This window comes from Rahnella sp. 2050, assembly GCF_040544515.1.
Lineage (GTDB): Bacteria > Pseudomonadota > Gammaproteobacteria > Enterobacterales > Enterobacteriaceae > Rahnella > Rahnella aceris.
Map to the genome: position 1 here is coordinate 189,089 of NZ_JBEPKE010000001.1, position 17,248 is coordinate 206,336.

Sequence of the window (17,248 nt, forward strand, 5' to 3'; positions counted from 1 at the left end):
TGCTATTTATTGGGATTTCTCGCATGATTTGAAACCCCACGTCATTTACTAATGACGAACGCGAGCAGATGGTGATAGGTTGCACGGAAACTGCCAGAGAGAGGCCACTTAGCAATCCATGAGTAATCAAACTACAACCGCCAAGCAGCTGGAAGTTCAGCGCATTGTCGATGTTCTGTCTAAAGCCATCGCGCAACAACGCCTGCGTCCGGGCACCCGGCTGGTGGAATCACAGCTTGTTGACGCGCTGGGTGCTAACCGTAACCACGTTCAGGTGGCGTTACAGCGTCTGGCAATGCAGCGAATTGTGACCATCGAACCTAACCGTGGCGCAATGGTGGCGCAGCCCACCGCCAAAGAAGCGCGTGAAGTGTTTATCGCCCGTCGTGCTATCGAACGGGCGATCGTTGAATGCATCGGGCCGGACGTGATCCGGCGTCACCGTCACCGCATTAGTACCCATCTGCGCGGAGAGCGTGAAGCTGTGCAATCTGAAGACCGGCGCGCCATTGTGCGTGAGCTGAGTGAATTTCATCTCATTCTCGGGGAAATTTCGGGCAATGATGTACTGAGTGAAATTCTGTCGAATCTGATGGTGCGCAGTTCCCTGATTGTGTCGTTGTACCAGCGTAACGAAGTGCCGTCGTGCCAGTGTGATGAACATCAGGCGATTATCGATGCACTTGAAGCGGGGGATAATACGCAGGCCGCTGAAATTATGCAGGAACATCTGGACGATCTGGAAGGGGTGTTGGATCTTGATGACGAGGCCGCCGGAGAGGTGAATCTGCGTCAGGCGTTGTCTGATTTATAAAGCCTGAAAAATCCTGCCCGCCGGTTTCCGACCCGCGGGCAGGATACGTATTACGATGATTTCAAATCGCGCAGCTGCGCACGGTCATTGTAGAAACGTTTGTAAGCGAGATAACCGGCAATAATCGTCGATAAGCTCGCAGTCGCCAGCAGCATAAAGGTCACCATAATCTGATATTTGATGGCTTTCACCGGATCGATACCCGCAAAAATCAGCCCGGACATCATGCCCGGCAGGCTGACAATCCCGACAGTTTTCGCTGCATCAACGGTCGGGATCATGGCGGCACGAATGCTGTCACGGATAATCCGGTCGGAAGCCATTTTTACCGGCGCGCCGAGGCTCAGCATCTCGAGGATCTTTTGCTGATTATCGAGAAAACGCTGGTTAAGGTTGCTGTAACACAGGCCTACTGCCACCATCGCATTCCCGGCAATCATCCCCGAAATCGGAATCACCTGCATGGGCAGAAATTCGATCGAACCGCTGAGGATCAGAATCATTAATGTCAGCGAGGTACCCACCGTAATGGCGATAAAAGAAATGATAAATCCGTTATCGATATTACGGCTGCGCTTTTTGGCATTCAGCGCCGCATTTACGCAGATAAACAGCACCATCAGCACGGTTAACAGGCTGTTATTGATATCAAAAATGTATTTGAGAACGTAGCCGACAATCACCAGTTGTACGATAGCGCGGGCAACGCTCCAGATGATGTCTTTTTCCAGTCCGAGCTTTTCTTTCTTGCTGACGAGCAGGGCGACGACGACCAGGATCAGCGCGAGAGCCAGAGACTGGTTGGTAATATTATGCTGATTCATGCGACGCGCTTCCTGATGAATGACGGGTCAGGGTAATGACGTTTTTGGCGTGGCGGATTTCGTTCAGGTCATGGCTCACCCATAACACCGCGATCTGCTCTTTCTCAACCAGCCCGGCAATGATGTCGTTGATGTTGATTTTATTCTCTTCATCCAGCGCGCTGGTGATTTCATCAAGTAATAAAATATCCGGCATAAATTGCAGATTGCGCAGCAATGCTATGCGCTGTTTTTCCCCGCCGGAAAGCTCCTGCGTACGTTTGGTCAGCATGTCTTCGGATAAATTTACCTGTTTCAGCCAGTCACGAAGCTGCCCGTCATCAGGTTTTTTATTGCGGATCTGATAAGGCAGGGCGAGGTTATCGTAAACCGTTTCGCCAAATAACGACGGTGTCTGGAAGCAATACGATACGCGCTGGCGGTACGCTTCAGGTTTGATCTGCGTAATATTTTCGCCTTTGAAATAAAGATTTCCACCGGTCGGATTTTGCAATGACGCAATAATCTTCAGCAACGTACTTTTCCCGCTCCCTGAAGGGCCGGTCAGTAAGGTAAATTCCCCCGGATTCAGGGCGAGGGAAACAGGTTCCAGCAGCGGGATATGGTTGAGTGTAAAAGAAACGTCTTGCAGACGAAGGAGGTCAGTGGGAGTGGTCACGCCTGAGAATCCTTTGGTAGCGGAGGTTTTACGCCTTCCCCACTCATGAGGGGAAGGTTGGGATGGGGTGTGGGTTAACGCTGGCAGAAAGTTCGGTTGTAAAACCGTCTTCCAACCTCCCCCCTGGCAGGGGGGAGATGTAAAGAAGATTACTGAGCCGGGACGGGTGCAGGTGCCGGAGCCACTGGCTTTTCCTGATCAGGGGTTGCTGCCGGCGCTGCCGGCCCACCCAGAATACCGAAAAGACCGGCGAATTCCTGCAATGTCATTTTCTGGCCATTCAGGTCAACCTGATTGTCAGCGTAATGGAAGCTGCTGGTAATAGTATCGTCTTTCACCGTGGTCAGTTTAAACATCTGACCCATCGCTGCCAGACCCTGAACCTGCTGCTGTGCCAGTTTAGCGGCGTCGTCTGCGCTGTAACCTTCCAGCTGAGCCACCTGCGTGGTGACCTGAGTGGCCATCGGCAGAGGAATAGTCAGTTTGGCATCAACCTTATTTACCAACTGAGACAGCATTTGATCCTGAGTCTGTGCCGGCGTTGCGGCCGGATCTTTGAGATCCAGTTGCAGGGTGAAGTTACTTTCGCCTTTGCTATTTTTCCAGCTCAGCGGTGCAATGCTGATGCTCGGATTGCCTTTGAGCAGCAGTGGCAGGTTAGCCAGCAGTAAATCGGTAGCCTGTTGCTGATAAACAGCCGGATCAATCTGACCCTGTTGCAGCAGAAGTGCGCGGGATTGCTGGTTATAGTTGTCTGCGAACTGTTTCATCGCCGCGCCATCGAGTTTATCCAGCTTCAGTGTCAGTTTGGCTGAACCGAAATCTGCACCCTGAATTTTCAGTGCGTCGAGGGTGTAATCCTGCTGACCGGCGATGTTATTGCCATTTTCAGAGAATTTGCTCACCAGTTTGAAGTTATCCAGCGAAGCGGCATCTTTGCCGTCAACGTTCACCAGGATTTGCTTCACAGTCAGGTTTTGATCACCCACGCCGACCTGAAACTTACCTTGTTTGGTGTCGCTGTCCATGCTGAAACCGGCCAGGGTCACTTTTTCAAGCTGACCCCACTGATTTTTAGAGGTCAGAGCGATGCTGTCGGTGCTGGCGTCCAGCTTCATGGCCGTCAGATCTTTGTCGACATCGACATTGATTTTACCGCCAGAGAAGGCCAGCTGGCTTTCATCTTTCTGATACGTCACAGGAATGATGTCAGCCGCCGAGGAACTTGCGCCGCTGTAGGAAACGCGGGTGTCAATCGTGACCAGAGATTTGCCTTTGGTGACATCAAACAGACCTTTCACCGTTGGCGTGTTTTGCAGCTCTGAATGAACAGAAGCCATGCTTGGGATCAGATTGAATTTTTTCAGCTGAGCGGCAGGGAAAGGGCCGTGATCGATAGTTTCGATAAAGGCAATTTCGTCACCCGTTTTCAGTACGCTGGTGCCCGCCGTTGCGGCAGCAGGCTCCGGTTGCAGAACAATGCGCATTTTGCTGCTGAACAGCCCGCGCTGATAATCCTGATAGCTGACTTTCAGCCCGGCTTTCGGATAAGCACTTTGCAACTGGCTGTTAGCCGCCGCAACCTGTTCATCCATATGTTGTTCGATCAGCTTGCCCGTATACCACGAGACGCCTGTCCAGGCCGCGCCAAGGACTACAATGACGCTTACAGCGACTAACGACTTCTTCATATCTCTGTTTATCCTTATGAAATGTCCCGAAAATAAAAAACGCCTTCCGGCGTTATTAGTCTACAGAGTGTAGCTGAATCAGCAAAAAAATCACCAAAATGGGGCGTTTAGCCCCATTTTGTTTAATCAACTGTTCATTTCGCGAGTGTATTGAACACGCGTGCTATGCGGCCGTTGCCGCTGGCAGTCACCGGTGACTCATCGGCTGACAGGAAACACGACTCACCCGGATTGAGAACCAGGGTTTGATTGTTCTTCACCAGAACGCTCTGACCCTCAATACAGAAGACAATCGCCGCACTGTCCTGCTCCAGCGTTTGCGGTTCAGCAGAGAGGCTGTGAATTGAAAAAGCAAAATCTTCGACCGGGATCGGGAAGTTGAGTTCCGCACCTTTGACAACCGGCGTGGTCAGCAATTCAGAAGCGGGTCTGGCGTTGAATTTCAAATTCGCCAGCAGCTCAGGAATATCAATGTATTTCGGCGTCAGACCTGCGCGCAGCACGTTATCGGAGTTCGCCATCACTTCCAGCGAGACGCCTTTCAGGTAGGCATGCGGCGTTTCGGCATACAGGAACATGCCTTCGCCGGGTTGCAGGGTGATTACGTTGAGCAGCAGCGGGGAGAACAGGCCGCTGTCATCAGGATAAAATTCAGAAATACTGCGGATGGTGTCCCAAGGCTCACCCTGTTGTTCATCCAGAACGGATTTCAGCACGTCCAGCGCACGGGATTTATCTTCACCTTCCAGACTCAGCAGGCCCGCAAACAGCGTGCGCAGGTGATCAACATCCGGAGACGTCAGGAAGCTGGCAATTAACGGATGCGCACCGGCCACGGGTTGCAATAATGAAACAATTTCGCGCAACTCGCGGAAACCGTTCATGGCCTGGAAAGGGGTCAGGGCATAAACCAGTTCAGGTTTGTGGTTCGGATCTTTGTAGTTACGCTCGGCGGCATCCAGTGGAATACCGGCAGCATTTTCTTTGGCATAACCGATTTCAGCCGCACTTTTGCTCGGGTGCACCTGAATCGACAGCGGCTGATCAGCGCACAGCACTTTAAACAAGAAAGGTAATTCGCCAAAGCGCTTAGCCACTTTTTCGCCCAGTTGCGCAGACAGTCCGGCACTTATTTGGTCGCGCAGAGAGAGGTTCTCCCCACGGGAGTTCTCAATCTGAGAGCTACATTTCGGATGAGCCCCCATCCACAGTTCAGCCATCGGACGGCCTTCTGCATCTTTAATTCCATAGAGTTTGGTCAGCGCGTCTTTGCTGCCCCAGGCGTAATTTTGTACACCGTTATGCATCTTTTGCATTGCTTCATCCTGAATAGAAAATATTGCCGACTAGTAAACAATGACGAAGGGGGCTTTACAACTGCGAAGGCCCAAAAAGTGCGGCTGGCATGCATTTTCAGATTGGGGATCGAATCCAATTATACGCCCGGCTTATATGTCACTATAATCAACAGGCCGCCAACGGATGCGTGGGAGCGCGTGCGGCAAACAGTAACCTGCAAAAAAACTGATTTATCATCGTAATAAGCATCTAAGGAGACAGTAATGGCATCTACACGCGTTGAGAAAGACTCAATGGGGCCAATTGATGTTCCGGCAGATAAGCTTTGGGGCGCACAGACGCAACGTTCCCTCGAGCATTTTCGTATTTCCTCTGAAAAAATGCCAACGGCGCTGATTCACGCGCTGGCACTGACAAAGCGTGCGGCAGCCAGCGTCAATATGGACCTCGGGTTACTGCCTGCTGAGCGGGCAAACGCCATTATTGCCGCTGCCGATGAAGTGCTTGCCGACAAGCATTCTGCCGAATTTCCGCTGTCCATCTGGCAGACCGGTTCCGGTACCCAGACCAACATGAATATGAATGAAGTGCTGGCTAACCGGGCAAGTGAAATTCTCGGTGGCGTGCGCGGCGAAGAACGTAAAGTTCACCCGAACGATGATGTGAACAAGAGCCAAAGCTCCAACGATGTTTTCCCGACGGCCATGCACGTTGCGGCAGTGATTGAACTGCGCGAAACCCTGATCCCGCAGTTGAAAGTGTTGCACAAAACGCTGTCCGATAAAGCCACGGCATATCGTGACATTGTGAAAATAGGGCGTACGCATTTGCAGGATGCCACACCGCTGACACTGGGGCAGGAAATTTCCGGCTGGGTAGCCATGTTGGGACACAGCCTGACGCACATTGAAAACAGCATCCCGCATATTGCCGAACTGGCGTTGGGCGGAACTGCAGTCGGTACAGGGTTGAATACGCACCCGGAATACGCCGTGCGTGTGGCGAAAGCACTGGCAGAACTGACCGGACAACCGTTTGTGACATCCCCGAATAAATTTGAAGCGCTGGCGACCTGTGACGCACTGGTTCATGGCCACGGCGCGCTGAAAGGGCTGGCCGCTTCACTGATGAAAATCGCCAACGACGTGCGCTGGTTATCTTCCGGCCCGCGTTGCGGCATTGGTGAAATCTCGATTCCGGAAAACGAACCGGGTAGCTCGATTATGCCGGGCAAAGTCAATCCGACGCAGTGCGAAGCGATGACTATGTTGTGCGCACAGGTGCTGGGAAATGACGTTGCAGTCAACATCGGCGGTGCATCCGGTAACTTTGAGCTGAACGTGTTCCGTCCGCTGGTCATCCATAACTTCCTGCAATCCGTTCGTTTGCTGGCTGATGGTATAAGCGGCTTTAACGAGCATTGTGCGGTCGGTATTGAACCTAACCGTGACCGTATTACCCAGTTGTTGAATGAATCGCTGATGCTGGTGACTGCGCTGAATACCCATATTGGCTATGACAAGGCGGCGGAAATCGCCAAGAAAGCACATAAAGAAGGCCTGACCCTGAAAGCGTCGGCGCTGAAACTCGGCTATCTGACCGAAGAACAGTTCGACGAGTGGGTGCGGCCTGAAGCCATGGTCGGTAGCATGAAAGCGTAAACAGCCTGCTATTTACATGTGAAACGAGGTCCGGGCAACCGGACCTTTTCACGTTCTGAGCGGCTTACAGCGGATGGTCCGTATAAAGATGCAGACGTTTGATCAGCAGGCTCAGTGGCTGCGACTGCGGTTTATATTTATGCTTCACGGATGACACATCGTAATCATGCAGTTCCCCTAACTTAGGAAGTTGCATCATGGGCGAACGCAGACATAACGCAATCAGCGGCAGCGGGCAGGGGTGTTGCACCTGTTTCTGGTTGTTGCGATACCACACACGGGCTATGGGCTGAACTTTCACCGGGCGTTTGAATTTGAGCGCCGCGTGTTCGGGCAAACGCTTCACGTCTATCATCTCGCGGTTAATGTTTTCCATCCATTGCTCACGGGTATAAGGCGAGACAGCGCGTCCGGCATGCAGACTCTTTTCCAGTTGTGCCAGAACTTCATCGCGGGTCACGTTCTTAATAATATGTTTGTTCGCCCAACCAAAGCGCACGGAGTCCGGGTCATTGAGATACGTCACCGAACGGTAAGCGTTCAGCGTTATCAGGCCGCGAAGGTGGGTATGTACAAACTCAAAACGCTGTTCACGGGCGAGACCGGACTCGACGGTCACGATATGTTCCAGCTCAGCTTTCAGCTTATTCACTTCTTCAATCAACAGCAGGGCAGACTGATGCTCCGCGGCGTCCACGGCATAACACAACACACCGGGTAAACGGACGGCGGATTTACTGCTGACATTCTCGTTATTATGATGAATAAACAACCGCTGAAAATGCTGTAATGCCAGTTGCTGTGCGGTTTCGCCGGTGTGAGGCATGACAGTGATTTTGTCCGCCGGATTATGCTCTTCGCCTTTCACTACTTCAGGCAAGGTAAATACCCGCGCCTGCAATAATTCCAGTTGCCCCAGGAAATTCCCCAAATCTTGCAATGCCATTTCCAGTTCGTTAAAACAGCCGTTCATCCGGGCAATTAAATCATAATCCGCCATAAACCCTCCGGTTAGTTACAACATACAGTTTAGGGCAAAATGGGAAAATGTACATACCTGAATAATAGGGAAATCATAAACTTCCCCTATAAACAATTTAACCAGACAGAAACTCAATGCTTAGGATATTTCAATGAGCAACCGTCCGGAAAGTTTTAGATAATCACACTAAGGTGGTGGCAATATGTTTTATTCGCTGGGTTGAAATTGGCGCTTCAATTTGAATTTCATCAACGCTGTTAAAGTCGCGAATGAGAGCACTGTGCGCCAGGGCACGAGCCTCACTAACTGGCATGCTCGCCACTAATTCAGCCGGTAAGGAAGCTAACATCGCCTCGATTAATGCATTTTGATCACGTTTGTAGTTTTCAACAAATGAAAAGCTACGCTTTCCTAATATATTGATCTCATAGAGGTATTGAAAATTTTGTTTCCCCATGAAAGTTCTCGTTTTCAGGAAAGCCTTTGCCCCTTTTTTCGTCCTGGAGGCAAAGACAGTGTTATCTCCAAATACCCGAAACTCTGTGTTATCCCGGCTGATTGTTCCAAAAAATCCCTGAGCTTCTATTATTTCCGGCCCGCGCGAATCGTATCTATAAGCACAAGAATTACCTTTGGAAATAAAGGATTGCGGAAAGGTTTGGTTCTTCTCAACTTCTTTACCGTGAGGGGGTGTTGCGGGGCTAAATATACGACCTAAACGACTAAACATGGTTCCATCCTGTTTATAAAGAAGCGTAATATAATTCCTATGCCCAAAAAGGATGATGACGTAAATCAATCTCTGCCACCGAAAAGACCGGGGGATAGAATTTCATTTATGCAAAATCATGGCTCATAAATTAGTTACAACATTCGGTGATACCCATAACCAATAAATGTGCACACATAAACATCTGTGAAATCATTAAATTCAGTGTGATAGTCGCTCAGCAGGGTGAAGAAGAAGTTTACCCCTTCCATGCACGGGTCAGGTTAGAATAAAGAACTTTCTGCTTTCAGGAGTTCGCGATGACAGATCTGATCCGTTGCCCGTGGGGCACGAGTGACCCGATGATGATTGACTATCATGATGATGAATGGGGCAAGCCGGTACGTGACAGCCGGGCACTGTGGGAAAAGCTGATGCTTGATGGCTTTCAGGCCGGATTATCCTGGCGGATCGTGCTGAAAAAAAGGGATGCCTTGCGCCTGGCCTTCTGCGATTTTATACCCGAGAAAGTCGCTGAATTTACCGAAGAAGACATCGAAAGGCTGGTGAATAACGCCGATATTATCCGCTCCCGCAGCAAAATCACGGCGGTTGTCAGCAACGCCCGGGCCTATCTGTCCATGCAGCAAGCGGGTGAAGATTTTGGTGAGTGGATTTGGGCGCAAATCGGCGGGAAGGCGATTCAGCATACCGGGCCAGTTCCGACTAAAGATGCGCTGTCTGATCAGATTTCAAAAGATCTCAAAAAGCGTGGATTCAAGTTTGTCGGCCCGACAATAGTCTATGCCTGGCTGGAAGCTACCGGCCTGATTAATACCCATCATCCGGATTGTTTCCGGCGTGCTCAGGTAGCAAAAGAAGCCTGATTTCTCGAAGGTTTTTTCAACGGGAATACTGCTTTTGATATTGTGACGGTGTCACGGATAATTGCCTGACGAACGCACGTCGCAAGATATCAACGCTGGAAAATCCGCACTGTGCCGCAACCTGCTTCACCGCCATTTCCCCCGTTTCCAGCAGTTGCCGCGCGTGAAATATCCGTTGCTGTTCCAGCCATTCTGCCGGTGATTGCCGCAGCGCATGATTAAACAAACGCGTCAGATGGCGGACACTGATCCCCATATGAACAGCCAGGCTTTGCACATTATGCGGTTGGTCGAGCGAATTCATCACCCACCGCTGTACGTCCTGTAATGCTGACCGGCCACTCAGCGACGCCTGACCATGGCGGCTGAACTGCAACTGCCCGCCGGGACGTTTGAAGAACATCACCAGTTGCGAAGCGACATCCAGCGCGGTTTCCCGTCCAAGATCTTCTTCCACCATATTCAGGGCTAAATCCAGCCCGGAGGTGACACCTGCTGCCGTTCTCAGCTCACCCTCGGCAATAAAAATAGCGTCAGCTTCGACATTCACCCGCGGATACTCTTCGCTTAGCTTTGCGGCGACGGACCAGTGTGTGGTCACGCGCCGGTCGTCAAGCAACCCGGCGGCGGCAAGTAATAACGCACCGCTGCACACGGAACCAAAACGCTTCGCATGGTGGCTCCAGGTACGGATCCCGTCTTTTAATTTTTCATCCCGCAGGAATGTCTCAAGCACAGGTGCGCCTGCGACCAGAAAAGTATCGACGGCAGCGGGAAGTGGGGTTGCAAGAGTGAGATCTGCAAACAGACGCGCGCCGGAAGAGGTGCGTACAACGGGATCGTCGCCAATCGCCATCACGCTCAGGGTATAAACGTCGCGGCCGCGTTGCCGGTTGGCTTCAGCGAAAACATCCAGCGGACCGGAGACATCGAGAAGTTGCACGCCCGGCACGGCGAGAATAATGATGTGTTTTGGCATTTGAATATTTCCTGTCGCAAATGAACAATTATGTCTCATAACGTCATATTACGATGATTGATGACATTTATCTTGCCGCTTATGCTGACTCTATTCAACCCAACAGGACAAATACTATGACTCTGAACATTAAGGGTATCCGCATTCCCGACAGCAAAATGGCCCGTGAAGCAACAGAACGGGTCCGTGATATGGAATCCGATTTACTGTTTCATCATTCCAGCCGTGTATATTACTGGGCCGCGCTGGCCGGGCAACAACGTCAGCTAAAGGTTGATCATGAGCTGCTTTATATTGGCTGTATGTTCCACGATGTGGGGCTGACACACGAAAATTGCAGTTGCGATAAACGCTTTGAAGTTGACGGCGCCAATGCCGCACGCGAGTTTATGCAACAGCACGGCATCAGCACGCAGGACATCGATAAGGTCTGGACCGCCATTGCGCTGCATACCACGCCGGGCATCCCTGAATTTATGGATCCGGTGATCGCACTGGTGACTTCAGGTGTGGAAATGGACGTACTCGGCATCAATTATCAGGGCTACGATGACAGCGTACGTAATGCGGTTGTCGAAGCGCATCCGCGGACACCGGCGTTCAAGGAAGATATTATTCAGGCATTTTATGACGGAATTAAACACAAGCCGCAGACCACATTCGGCAATGTCAAAGCCGACGTCATTGCTGATAAAGAACCCGATTTTATCAAAGGAAATTTCTGTTCAGTGATCCGCAATTCCCGCTGGAATGGCTGATGAGAAGAAAAGGGCGCGTGGAGAAGGGATCCCGGCGCGCCACACGCAATTAAAGAAGACGAAATTCAATCATAAACAGTGATTTCAGCCCCGGATAAATCTCGCTGATGACCTGTTTAAGTTCTTCCAGTGTCATGTTTTCCTGCACCGCGTGCTGATCGTTGAGATCGTCGAACTGTACACCAGTGACAGCGATAATTTCAATGTTGCAGAAAAACACGTCATCTTCATAACGGCTGACGCGAACCTGATCGCCTGCTGTAAAATCCGCGTCGCTGGCTTCACGCAGGGTGATCGTTTTACGGCCAGCAAGAATGTCAGCCTCAAAACGACTGTAAAAAGTGATATTTTTCATGAGGTTTCCTGCGTTAAATAGAGAGAACGTCCGGTTGATGGTATAGCGTGCGCATATATCAGGCAGATATTAAAGAAGGACAGGGTGGCTAACCATCTCACCGTCATTGTATCTGTGAATCATAAATGACAAGAAGTTGTTCACGGGAGGAACAATTGCCGTGCCAAACCACAAAGGATTTTCCGGGCAGATGGAGCCGCAAATATAAGCCGGTATTCCGGCCAGTTGACCGGCCATTGACCGGTGAACATGACCTGCTGAGATAGCGATGGGTTTTCGCGGATGCCCACTTAAAAACTCAGCCAGTTTTACCACATCGCGACACATTATCTGATCTAAAGGCGGAATGCCGCTGCGGATAACCGGATGATGCATGAAAAGAATGGAATCCGCGGGACCGTCGCTGATCAGATTATCGGCCAGCCACGGCAGATGTTCGCCAATGGCTCCTGCGGGATTTCCCTGGATGGTGGTATCAAGGCCGATAAGGCGGAGTTCACCGATGTCCGCGACAAAATGCAGCGCGTCATTTTCGCCGGAATTGCACCAGTAATGGCAATGCAAAATTGATTTCATTGCTGCACGGTCGTCTGAATTACCGGGCAATATGAATGACGGGTAAGATCTTTTATTCAGCTGAGCGGCGATAGCGGCATAACCATCACGCCAGTTGTCGTCAATCAAATCACCGGTCAGCACAAGGGCGTCAGGCGTAATGAGATCAATCCACGTCAGTGCGCGTTCAAAGCGTGCGAGGTTATCATTATTTTCTGCGGCATGAATGTCAGACACCTGAGCGATAATCACCAAAACCTCCGGGAGGATTTCCCGTTATCAGAATAAGAACAATGTAGAGGATATAGAACGGATAATCAAAGTGCGCATAATGTATATTATGTTAAATAGGATATCAACTTACGCACCAGACGCCATCATTTTCCTCATTCTGCCTCACCTGCTTCGTTCAACGTTTTTTCACCGTAATGAATGGCCAGCCAGATGGTCGTTCCATTCTGTTCAGTCCATTCGACGCGGTGTCTGCACAGCGACGGGATATTCACGAAGTCGCCTGCTTTCAGAATGCGCACCTCGGTTTCGGTATCAAACCTCAAACCAGCCGAACCTTGCAAGATCAGTATCCATTCGTCATGCGTCTGGCAATACCAGAATCCCGTCGGGCTGGCTTGTCCTGTGGAAATAATCCGCTCAATACGAATACCGGGTCGTGTCAGCAACTCTTCAAAGGTCTCGCCTTCACCATTGCGTGCAGCTTCAGGAATATCTGTGAATATGTTATCTGGCATTCACCACCTCCGTCCGGACTTTCAGGGTTTCAAATTGATCGCGCTACGTGAATTCTGAGAATTGAACAGCATAGTTGTTACTGCGGATTTCACGTAGCACGTCCATTTTTCAGTGCTCTAAACACTATAAACCGGCATAGGCTTTTTCGACTTTGGCCATATATCTGGGTGCCTGCGGCGCCGGATGATACTGACGAACATGCCAGTTAAAAGCTTCCGGCGTCAGTTGATTAATCATTTGGATTGCCGTCTGCCGGTTACTGGAAAACGTTCTAAGTAACGCTCCCGCACCGTTGGCATACGCGACTTCTGTGGCATAACGGCGCGTCAGCGGATCGTTAATCCAGTTAAGTTGCTGACGTTGCAATGCACTGATGTATGCCGTTCCCAGATCAATGTTGGTTTCCGGATCCAGCAAATCATCGTCGTCCGGGCAACCGCGTTTACCTTTATAACGATACGCGTCGCAACCGCTGGTCGATGCTTTCAGCTGCATCAGACCAATAGCATTAGATGGACTGACTGCTTTGGGATTAAATCCGGATTCGACCTGAATGATTGCCTTCACCAGTTTACGGTCAACTTTGTATTCATCGGCAGCATCTTCAATCTCATCATCAAAGGCATGCGTGTCGTATTTCTTATAATGAGGTTTGCCCGAGCAGCCAGCCAAAATCATCAGCATAACCAACATGCTGAATTGTGAAGTTTTTTTGAATAATGAAATCATAATCTTCCAGGATCTAAATGAACGTTTCTCCGGCTGATAAGATACCGTTATCGTCACTCAGGGTCATGTATTTATGAGGGATTTTCTGACATTCAACGGTATCAAAAGTGCGAAATCCGGTCCCTGCGCCCTGCTTTCACGTTAATTTACTGGCTGAGTGATTCAATAACAGCATTCGCAGATTTGACTTATTTAATACACATTGTATTTTTAATGCCATGAACACATTCCTGATTATCGTCCCCGACGGGGGCATGTTATTCGAAGCAGCAGGCATTGCTGATATCCTCATGCAGGCGAATCGTCTGTTGCCTCTCCACGCCACGTCTGATTCCAAAATTGCGCCTTATCAGGTGACTGTGGCCACCACGCAACCGCACCGTGTGATTCACGGTGTCTCAGGGCTTAACCTTCTCGCAGATCACCGGTTATGCGATCTTGACCCTACATTGACCCGCGACACTATCTTAGTCACCGGTAAAGGCTTATCTGAAGAAGAAGGCTCAAACGTTGTCCGCTGGCTGCAACAGGCTGCGCCGCATGCCCGCCGCGTGGTATCTGTTTGTGGCGGCGCGGTGTTGCTCGCCCAGGCGGGATTACTCAACGGCCGACACGCCACCACACACTGGCGTCTGATCGACACCCTGCAGGCACAATACCCGCAGGTGACCGTGGAACGCGGCCCGATGTATGTTCAGGACGGTCCGGTCTGGACGTCAGGTGGCGTCAGCTCCGGCTTTGACCTCACTCTTGCATTGGTCGAAGAAGATCATGGTTTCAGCATCGCTAAAAATGTAGCTCAGGATTTAGTGATGTTTCTCCGGCGTCCGGGTGGACAGTCGCAATTTAGCCGCTATCTTTTGAATCAGGCCAGCAATGGCTCTATCCGCGAACTTCAGGCCTGGTTACCTGAGAATCTCAACAGCGATTTATCTGTCGAAAACCTTGCTGAACGTGTCGCGATGAGTCCGCGAAACTTCACGCGCGTTTTCACACGCGAAACCGGCATAACCCCGGCAAAATATGTTGAGGAAGTCAGGCTGAGTGCCGCGCGACAGCTTCTGGAACAAACAACACAAAACATAGATCGTATCGCCCTCACGACCGGCTTCGGCGGCGGGCTGAACCTGCGCCGCGTTTTTGAACGAAATTTACAACTGACACCGACAGAATACAGAGAACGCTTTTGCTCCAGATATTTGGCGTAAATTGATCTTTTATTGTCATTTACGCCAATCCTCCTGCGTACTAGATTAACTGTAAAGCAGATAACTAAGGAGTTCATCATGGTCAAAGTAGGTATCAATGGTTTTGGCAGGATTGGACGGAATGTTTTGCGCGCCGCACTCGGGCGGGATGACTTCCAGGTGGTGGCAATTAATGATCTTACGGACAGTAAGACTCTCGCTCATCTTCTGAAATATGACTCACTCTCAGGCACGTTAAAAGCTGACGTCGAAGCGGGTGAAGGCGAATTACGGGTTGATGGAAAACCGGTACGCGTTTTCTCAGAAAGGGATCCCGCTGCAATTCCGTGGAGCTCTGTGGGCGTTGATATCGTTATTGAAGCTACCGGCTTCTTTACTGAAAAAGCCAAAGCGGAAGTTCACATCACCCGGGGCGGAGCAAAACGCGTCATTATTTCCGCACCGGCCAAAAATGATGACATTACTATTGTGATGGGCGTTAATGACAGCGATTACGACCCGGCAAAACACAAAGTGGTCAGCAACGGCAGTTGTACCACCAACGGTCTGGCCCCTGCCGCTCAGGTTCTGCATCAGACCTTCGGCATTGAACACGGCCTGATGAACACCACACACGCCTACACCAACAGCCAGGCGTTGCATGATCAACCTGAAAAAGATTTACGGGGTGCGCGTGCGGCCGCGGTTTCCATTGTTCCGTATTCCAGCGGCGCAGCGAAAGCGATCGGGAAAGTTATCCCGGAACTGGACGGACGCATGACCGGTTATTCACTACGAGTTCCGGTGCCGGTGGTTTCCATCGTCGATTTAACCGTTAACCTTAAACGCGAAGCGACTGTTGAAGAAATTAACGCCGCGTTTCGTAAGGCGGCTGAATCCGGCCCGCTTAAAGGCATTCTGGGTTACAGCGAGGAGCCGCTGGTGTCGAGCGATTATCGCGGTGATCCGCGTTCATCCATTATTGACGGGCTTTCAACATTGGTGATTGGCGGCAAGCTGGTGAAAATTCTCGCCTGGTATGATAACGAATGGGGCTTTTCAAACCGCCTGGTCGATCTGGCCCTGTTAATGGAAAAACGCGGTTTATAACCTCCTCTTTTCCTGCCAGAATAATGACAGACACCGCTTTATGCGGTGTCTTTTTATATGTCAAAGACGATCACCATTTTTAATAAAACACACCGTATGTTGTAACTAATTAATTATTTCTTGCTCCAGGAATGAACGTCATTTCTCCTGCGGCCCGATGGTCATAAACGGGTTATAGGCGATTTCCCACAGATGTCCGTCCGGATCGGCGAAATAACCCGAATATCCACCCCAGAACACTTTCTGTCCCGGTTTAATCATTTTACCTCCCGCACTGACTGCCTGAGCCAGAATGGCATCCACTTTAGCTTCACTGGCCACCGTTTGCGCCAGCGCCATACCGCGAAAACCATTCCCTGCCGGGCTGACTTGCGCATCTTTTGCCAGTTCGTCCCACGGAAACAGAGAAAGCCAGGCACCTGCCAGTTCAAAAAAACTGACACCTTCAGAATCGATAACCACTTTTGGAAAGCCCAGTCCGTGCTGATAAAATTCGGTAGAAGCGGCCAGGTCTTTAACACCCAGCGTGATCATGTTGATGACAGGTTGCATTGTATTTTCTCCGTCAGAGGGATAAAGCAAACAGGTAAAATGGCTTTCCGGATAGCATAAATAGTTTCCGGAAACTTTACTTAGATAACCCTTCCACTTGTCTCAAAATGTTAATGGCACCCGTCCTTTTCTGATAAATGTTGCTTATCGTGCTAATCTGACGTCTCAGAACCTGCTAATCCCCGACGTTGAGGATCTCCTGTGACCATATTACGCCGCCGCCCGGAAGCCACCTCTCCTGCCGTCCGTTTCCTGCCTGAAACCATTCATATCGGCCGTCAGTTGCGGACTTATTGTGATGCCCGTTTCAAAACTATTGGCCTGACACTGGCTCGCGGGCAAGTGTTATTACATCTGGAAGCCGCCAGCGGACGCCTGCCTCAGGGTGAACTGACCGCGTTGCTGGAAGTGGAACACCCTACCGCCATTCGCCTGTTTGACAGCCTCGCCGAGCTGGGCCTGCTGGAACGCTGCCCCGGAGAAACCGATCGTCGTTCGAAAGATATCAGACTGACAGAAACCGGAACTGAGCTGGCAAATCAGGTACGCATCATGACGGATGACATTCTGATCCGCGTCATGGAAGGTATTCCGCAAAATGATGTGGATATCGCCCGGGGTGTTCTCGCCAGTATTACTGCCAATATCGCCGCGCTTTAATTGGCGATTTTTCACGTTTTATAGCTTTTCCCGCCTGCAATAGTCACTTCCGTTACTGATTTGTTACTCGTTATTATTCGTGGCAACG

19 protein-coding genes are annotated in these 17,248 nt (G+C 50.5%); 7 read left to right on the forward strand and 12 right to left on the reverse strand.

Features of this window, described 5'->3' with window-relative positions; translation table 11 throughout:
• Positions 1–118 precede the first annotated feature (118 nt).
• The gene (locus tag ABIC79_RS00780; RefSeq protein WP_037034019.1) at positions 119–814 is read left to right on the forward strand and encodes a GntR family transcriptional regulator; all 696 of its coding nucleotides are present in this window, start codon (positions 119–121) and stop codon (positions 812–814) included.
• 50 nt (positions 815–864) lie between these two features.
• Here the strand turns inward: ABIC79_RS00780 and fetB are convergent, their stop codons facing one another.
• The 4 genes from fetB to manA all read right to left on the reverse strand — a co-directional run bounded on the left by fetB (position 865) and on the right by manA (position 5,303).
• Positions 865–1,638 (reverse strand): iron efflux ABC transporter permease subunit FetB, encoded by a 774-nt coding sequence (fetB, locus tag ABIC79_RS00785; RefSeq protein ID WP_013575520.1) that lies wholly within the window; start codon positions 1,636–1,638, stop codon positions 865–867.
• Positions 1,625–2,296 (reverse strand): iron efflux ABC transporter ATP-binding subunit FetA, encoded by a 672-nt coding sequence (gene fetA / locus ABIC79_RS00790; protein WP_166860321.1) that lies wholly within the window; start codon positions 2,294–2,296, stop codon positions 1,625–1,627. Before fetA ends, fetB begins: the two co-directional genes overlap by 14 nt.
• A 149-nt stretch (positions 2,297–2,445) precedes the next feature.
• On the reverse strand, positions 2,446–3,987 hold the full coding sequence (locus tag ABIC79_RS00795) for a YdgA family protein (protein WP_314522983.1): 1,542 nt from the start codon (positions 3,985–3,987) through the stop codon (positions 2,446–2,448).
• 134 nt (positions 3,988–4,121) lie between these two features.
• Complete coding sequence (gene manA / locus ABIC79_RS00800; protein ID WP_037034016.1) at positions 4,122–5,303, reverse strand: mannose-6-phosphate isomerase; 1,182 nt, start codon at positions 5,301–5,303, stop codon at positions 4,122–4,124.
• Positions 5,304–5,549: 246 nt separating this feature from the next.
• Here manA and fumC point away from each other — a divergent pair, with 246 nt between their 5' ends.
• A complete protein-coding gene (gene fumC, locus ABIC79_RS00805; protein WP_112152260.1) occupies positions 5,550–6,947 on the forward strand; it encodes a class II fumarate hydratase in 1,398 nt (465 codons plus the stop codon).
• A 64-nt stretch (positions 6,948–7,011) separates the two neighbouring features.
• Here fumC and tus read toward each other — a convergent pair whose 3' ends face one another.
• Together tus and ABIC79_RS00815 are read right to left on the reverse strand one after the other, a co-directional pair.
• The gene (gene tus / locus ABIC79_RS00810) at positions 7,012–7,947 is read right to left on the reverse strand and encodes a DNA replication terminus site-binding protein (protein ID WP_112152259.1); all 936 of its coding nucleotides are present in this window, start codon (positions 7,945–7,947) and stop codon (positions 7,012–7,014) included.
• Positions 7,948–8,110: 163 nt separating this feature from the next.
• The gene (locus ABIC79_RS00815) at positions 8,111–8,659 is read right to left on the reverse strand and encodes a hypothetical protein (RefSeq protein WP_112152258.1); all 549 of its coding nucleotides are present in this window, start codon (positions 8,657–8,659) and stop codon (positions 8,111–8,113) included.
• A 299-nt stretch (positions 8,660–8,958) separates the two neighbouring features.
• Here ABIC79_RS00815 and ABIC79_RS00820 point away from each other — a divergent pair, with 299 nt between their 5' ends.
• The gene (locus tag ABIC79_RS00820) at positions 8,959–9,525 is read left to right on the forward strand and encodes a DNA-3-methyladenine glycosylase I (RefSeq protein ID WP_013575513.1); all 567 of its coding nucleotides are present in this window, start codon (positions 8,959–8,961) and stop codon (positions 9,523–9,525) included.
• Between the two features lie 16 nt (positions 9,526–9,541).
• Here the strand turns inward: ABIC79_RS00820 and ABIC79_RS00825 are convergent, their stop codons facing one another.
• Positions 9,542–10,504 carry a GlxA family transcriptional regulator gene (locus ABIC79_RS00825; protein WP_354566466.1) on the reverse strand — a complete coding sequence of 321 codons (963 nt, stop codon included), beginning with the start codon at positions 10,502–10,504 and terminating at the stop codon, positions 9,542–9,544.
• A 116-nt stretch (positions 10,505–10,620) separates the two neighbouring features.
• On the opposite strand from ABIC79_RS00825, the gene ABIC79_RS00830 reads away from it, so the two are divergent.
• The gene (locus ABIC79_RS00830; protein WP_013575511.1) at positions 10,621–11,262 is read left to right on the forward strand and encodes an HD domain-containing protein; all 642 of its coding nucleotides are present in this window, start codon (positions 10,621–10,623) and stop codon (positions 11,260–11,262) included.
• 49 nt (positions 11,263–11,311) lie between these two features.
• On the opposite strand, the gene yqfB is transcribed toward ABIC79_RS00830, so the two are convergent.
• The 4 genes from yqfB to ABIC79_RS00850 all read right to left on the reverse strand — a co-directional run bounded on the left by yqfB (position 11,312) and on the right by ABIC79_RS00850 (position 13,651).
• Positions 11,312–11,617 (reverse strand): N(4)-acetylcytidine aminohydrolase, encoded by a 306-nt coding sequence (gene yqfB / locus ABIC79_RS00835; protein ID WP_013575510.1) that lies wholly within the window; start codon positions 11,615–11,617, stop codon positions 11,312–11,314.
• Positions 11,618–11,686: 69 nt separating this feature from the next.
• Positions 11,687–12,424, reverse strand: coding sequence for a metallophosphoesterase (locus ABIC79_RS00840; RefSeq protein ID WP_354566467.1), 738 nt, complete (start codon positions 12,422–12,424; stop codon positions 11,687–11,689).
• Between the two features lie 134 nt (positions 12,425–12,558).
• Positions 12,559–12,921, reverse strand: a complete 363-nt coding sequence (locus tag ABIC79_RS00845) for a cupin domain-containing protein (protein WP_112198082.1) — start codon at positions 12,919–12,921, stop codon at positions 12,559–12,561.
• Between the two features lie 124 nt (positions 12,922–13,045).
• Positions 13,046–13,651 carry a transglycosylase SLT domain-containing protein gene (locus tag ABIC79_RS00850; RefSeq protein ID WP_013575507.1) on the reverse strand — a complete coding sequence of 202 codons (606 nt, stop codon included), beginning with the start codon at positions 13,649–13,651 and terminating at the stop codon, positions 13,046–13,048.
• A 218-nt stretch (positions 13,652–13,869) separates the two neighbouring features.
• Between ABIC79_RS00850 and ABIC79_RS00855 the strand changes: the two genes are divergently transcribed.
• Both ABIC79_RS00855 and gap read left to right on the forward strand, forming a co-directional pair.
• On the forward strand, positions 13,870–14,859 hold the full coding sequence (locus ABIC79_RS00855; RefSeq protein WP_037034011.1) for a GlxA family transcriptional regulator: 990 nt from the start codon (positions 13,870–13,872) through the stop codon (positions 14,857–14,859).
• A gap of 78 nt (positions 14,860–14,937) precedes the next feature.
• Positions 14,938–15,948, forward strand: a complete 1,011-nt coding sequence (gene gap, locus ABIC79_RS00860) for a type I glyceraldehyde-3-phosphate dehydrogenase (protein WP_013575505.1) — start codon at positions 14,938–14,940, stop codon at positions 15,946–15,948.
• A 138-nt stretch (positions 15,949–16,086) separates the two neighbouring features.
• Here the strand turns inward: gap and ABIC79_RS00865 are convergent, their stop codons facing one another.
• On the reverse strand, positions 16,087–16,500 hold the full coding sequence (locus tag ABIC79_RS00865; RefSeq protein WP_112152252.1) for a VOC family protein: 414 nt from the start codon (positions 16,498–16,500) through the stop codon (positions 16,087–16,089).
• A 201-nt stretch (positions 16,501–16,701) separates the two neighbouring features.
• Here ABIC79_RS00865 and ABIC79_RS00870 point away from each other — a divergent pair, with 201 nt between their 5' ends.
• Positions 16,702–17,160, forward strand: a complete 459-nt coding sequence (locus ABIC79_RS00870; RefSeq protein ID WP_112152251.1) for a MarR family winged helix-turn-helix transcriptional regulator — start codon at positions 16,702–16,704, stop codon at positions 17,158–17,160.
• The last annotated feature ends 88 nt before the right edge of the window (positions 17,161–17,248 follow it).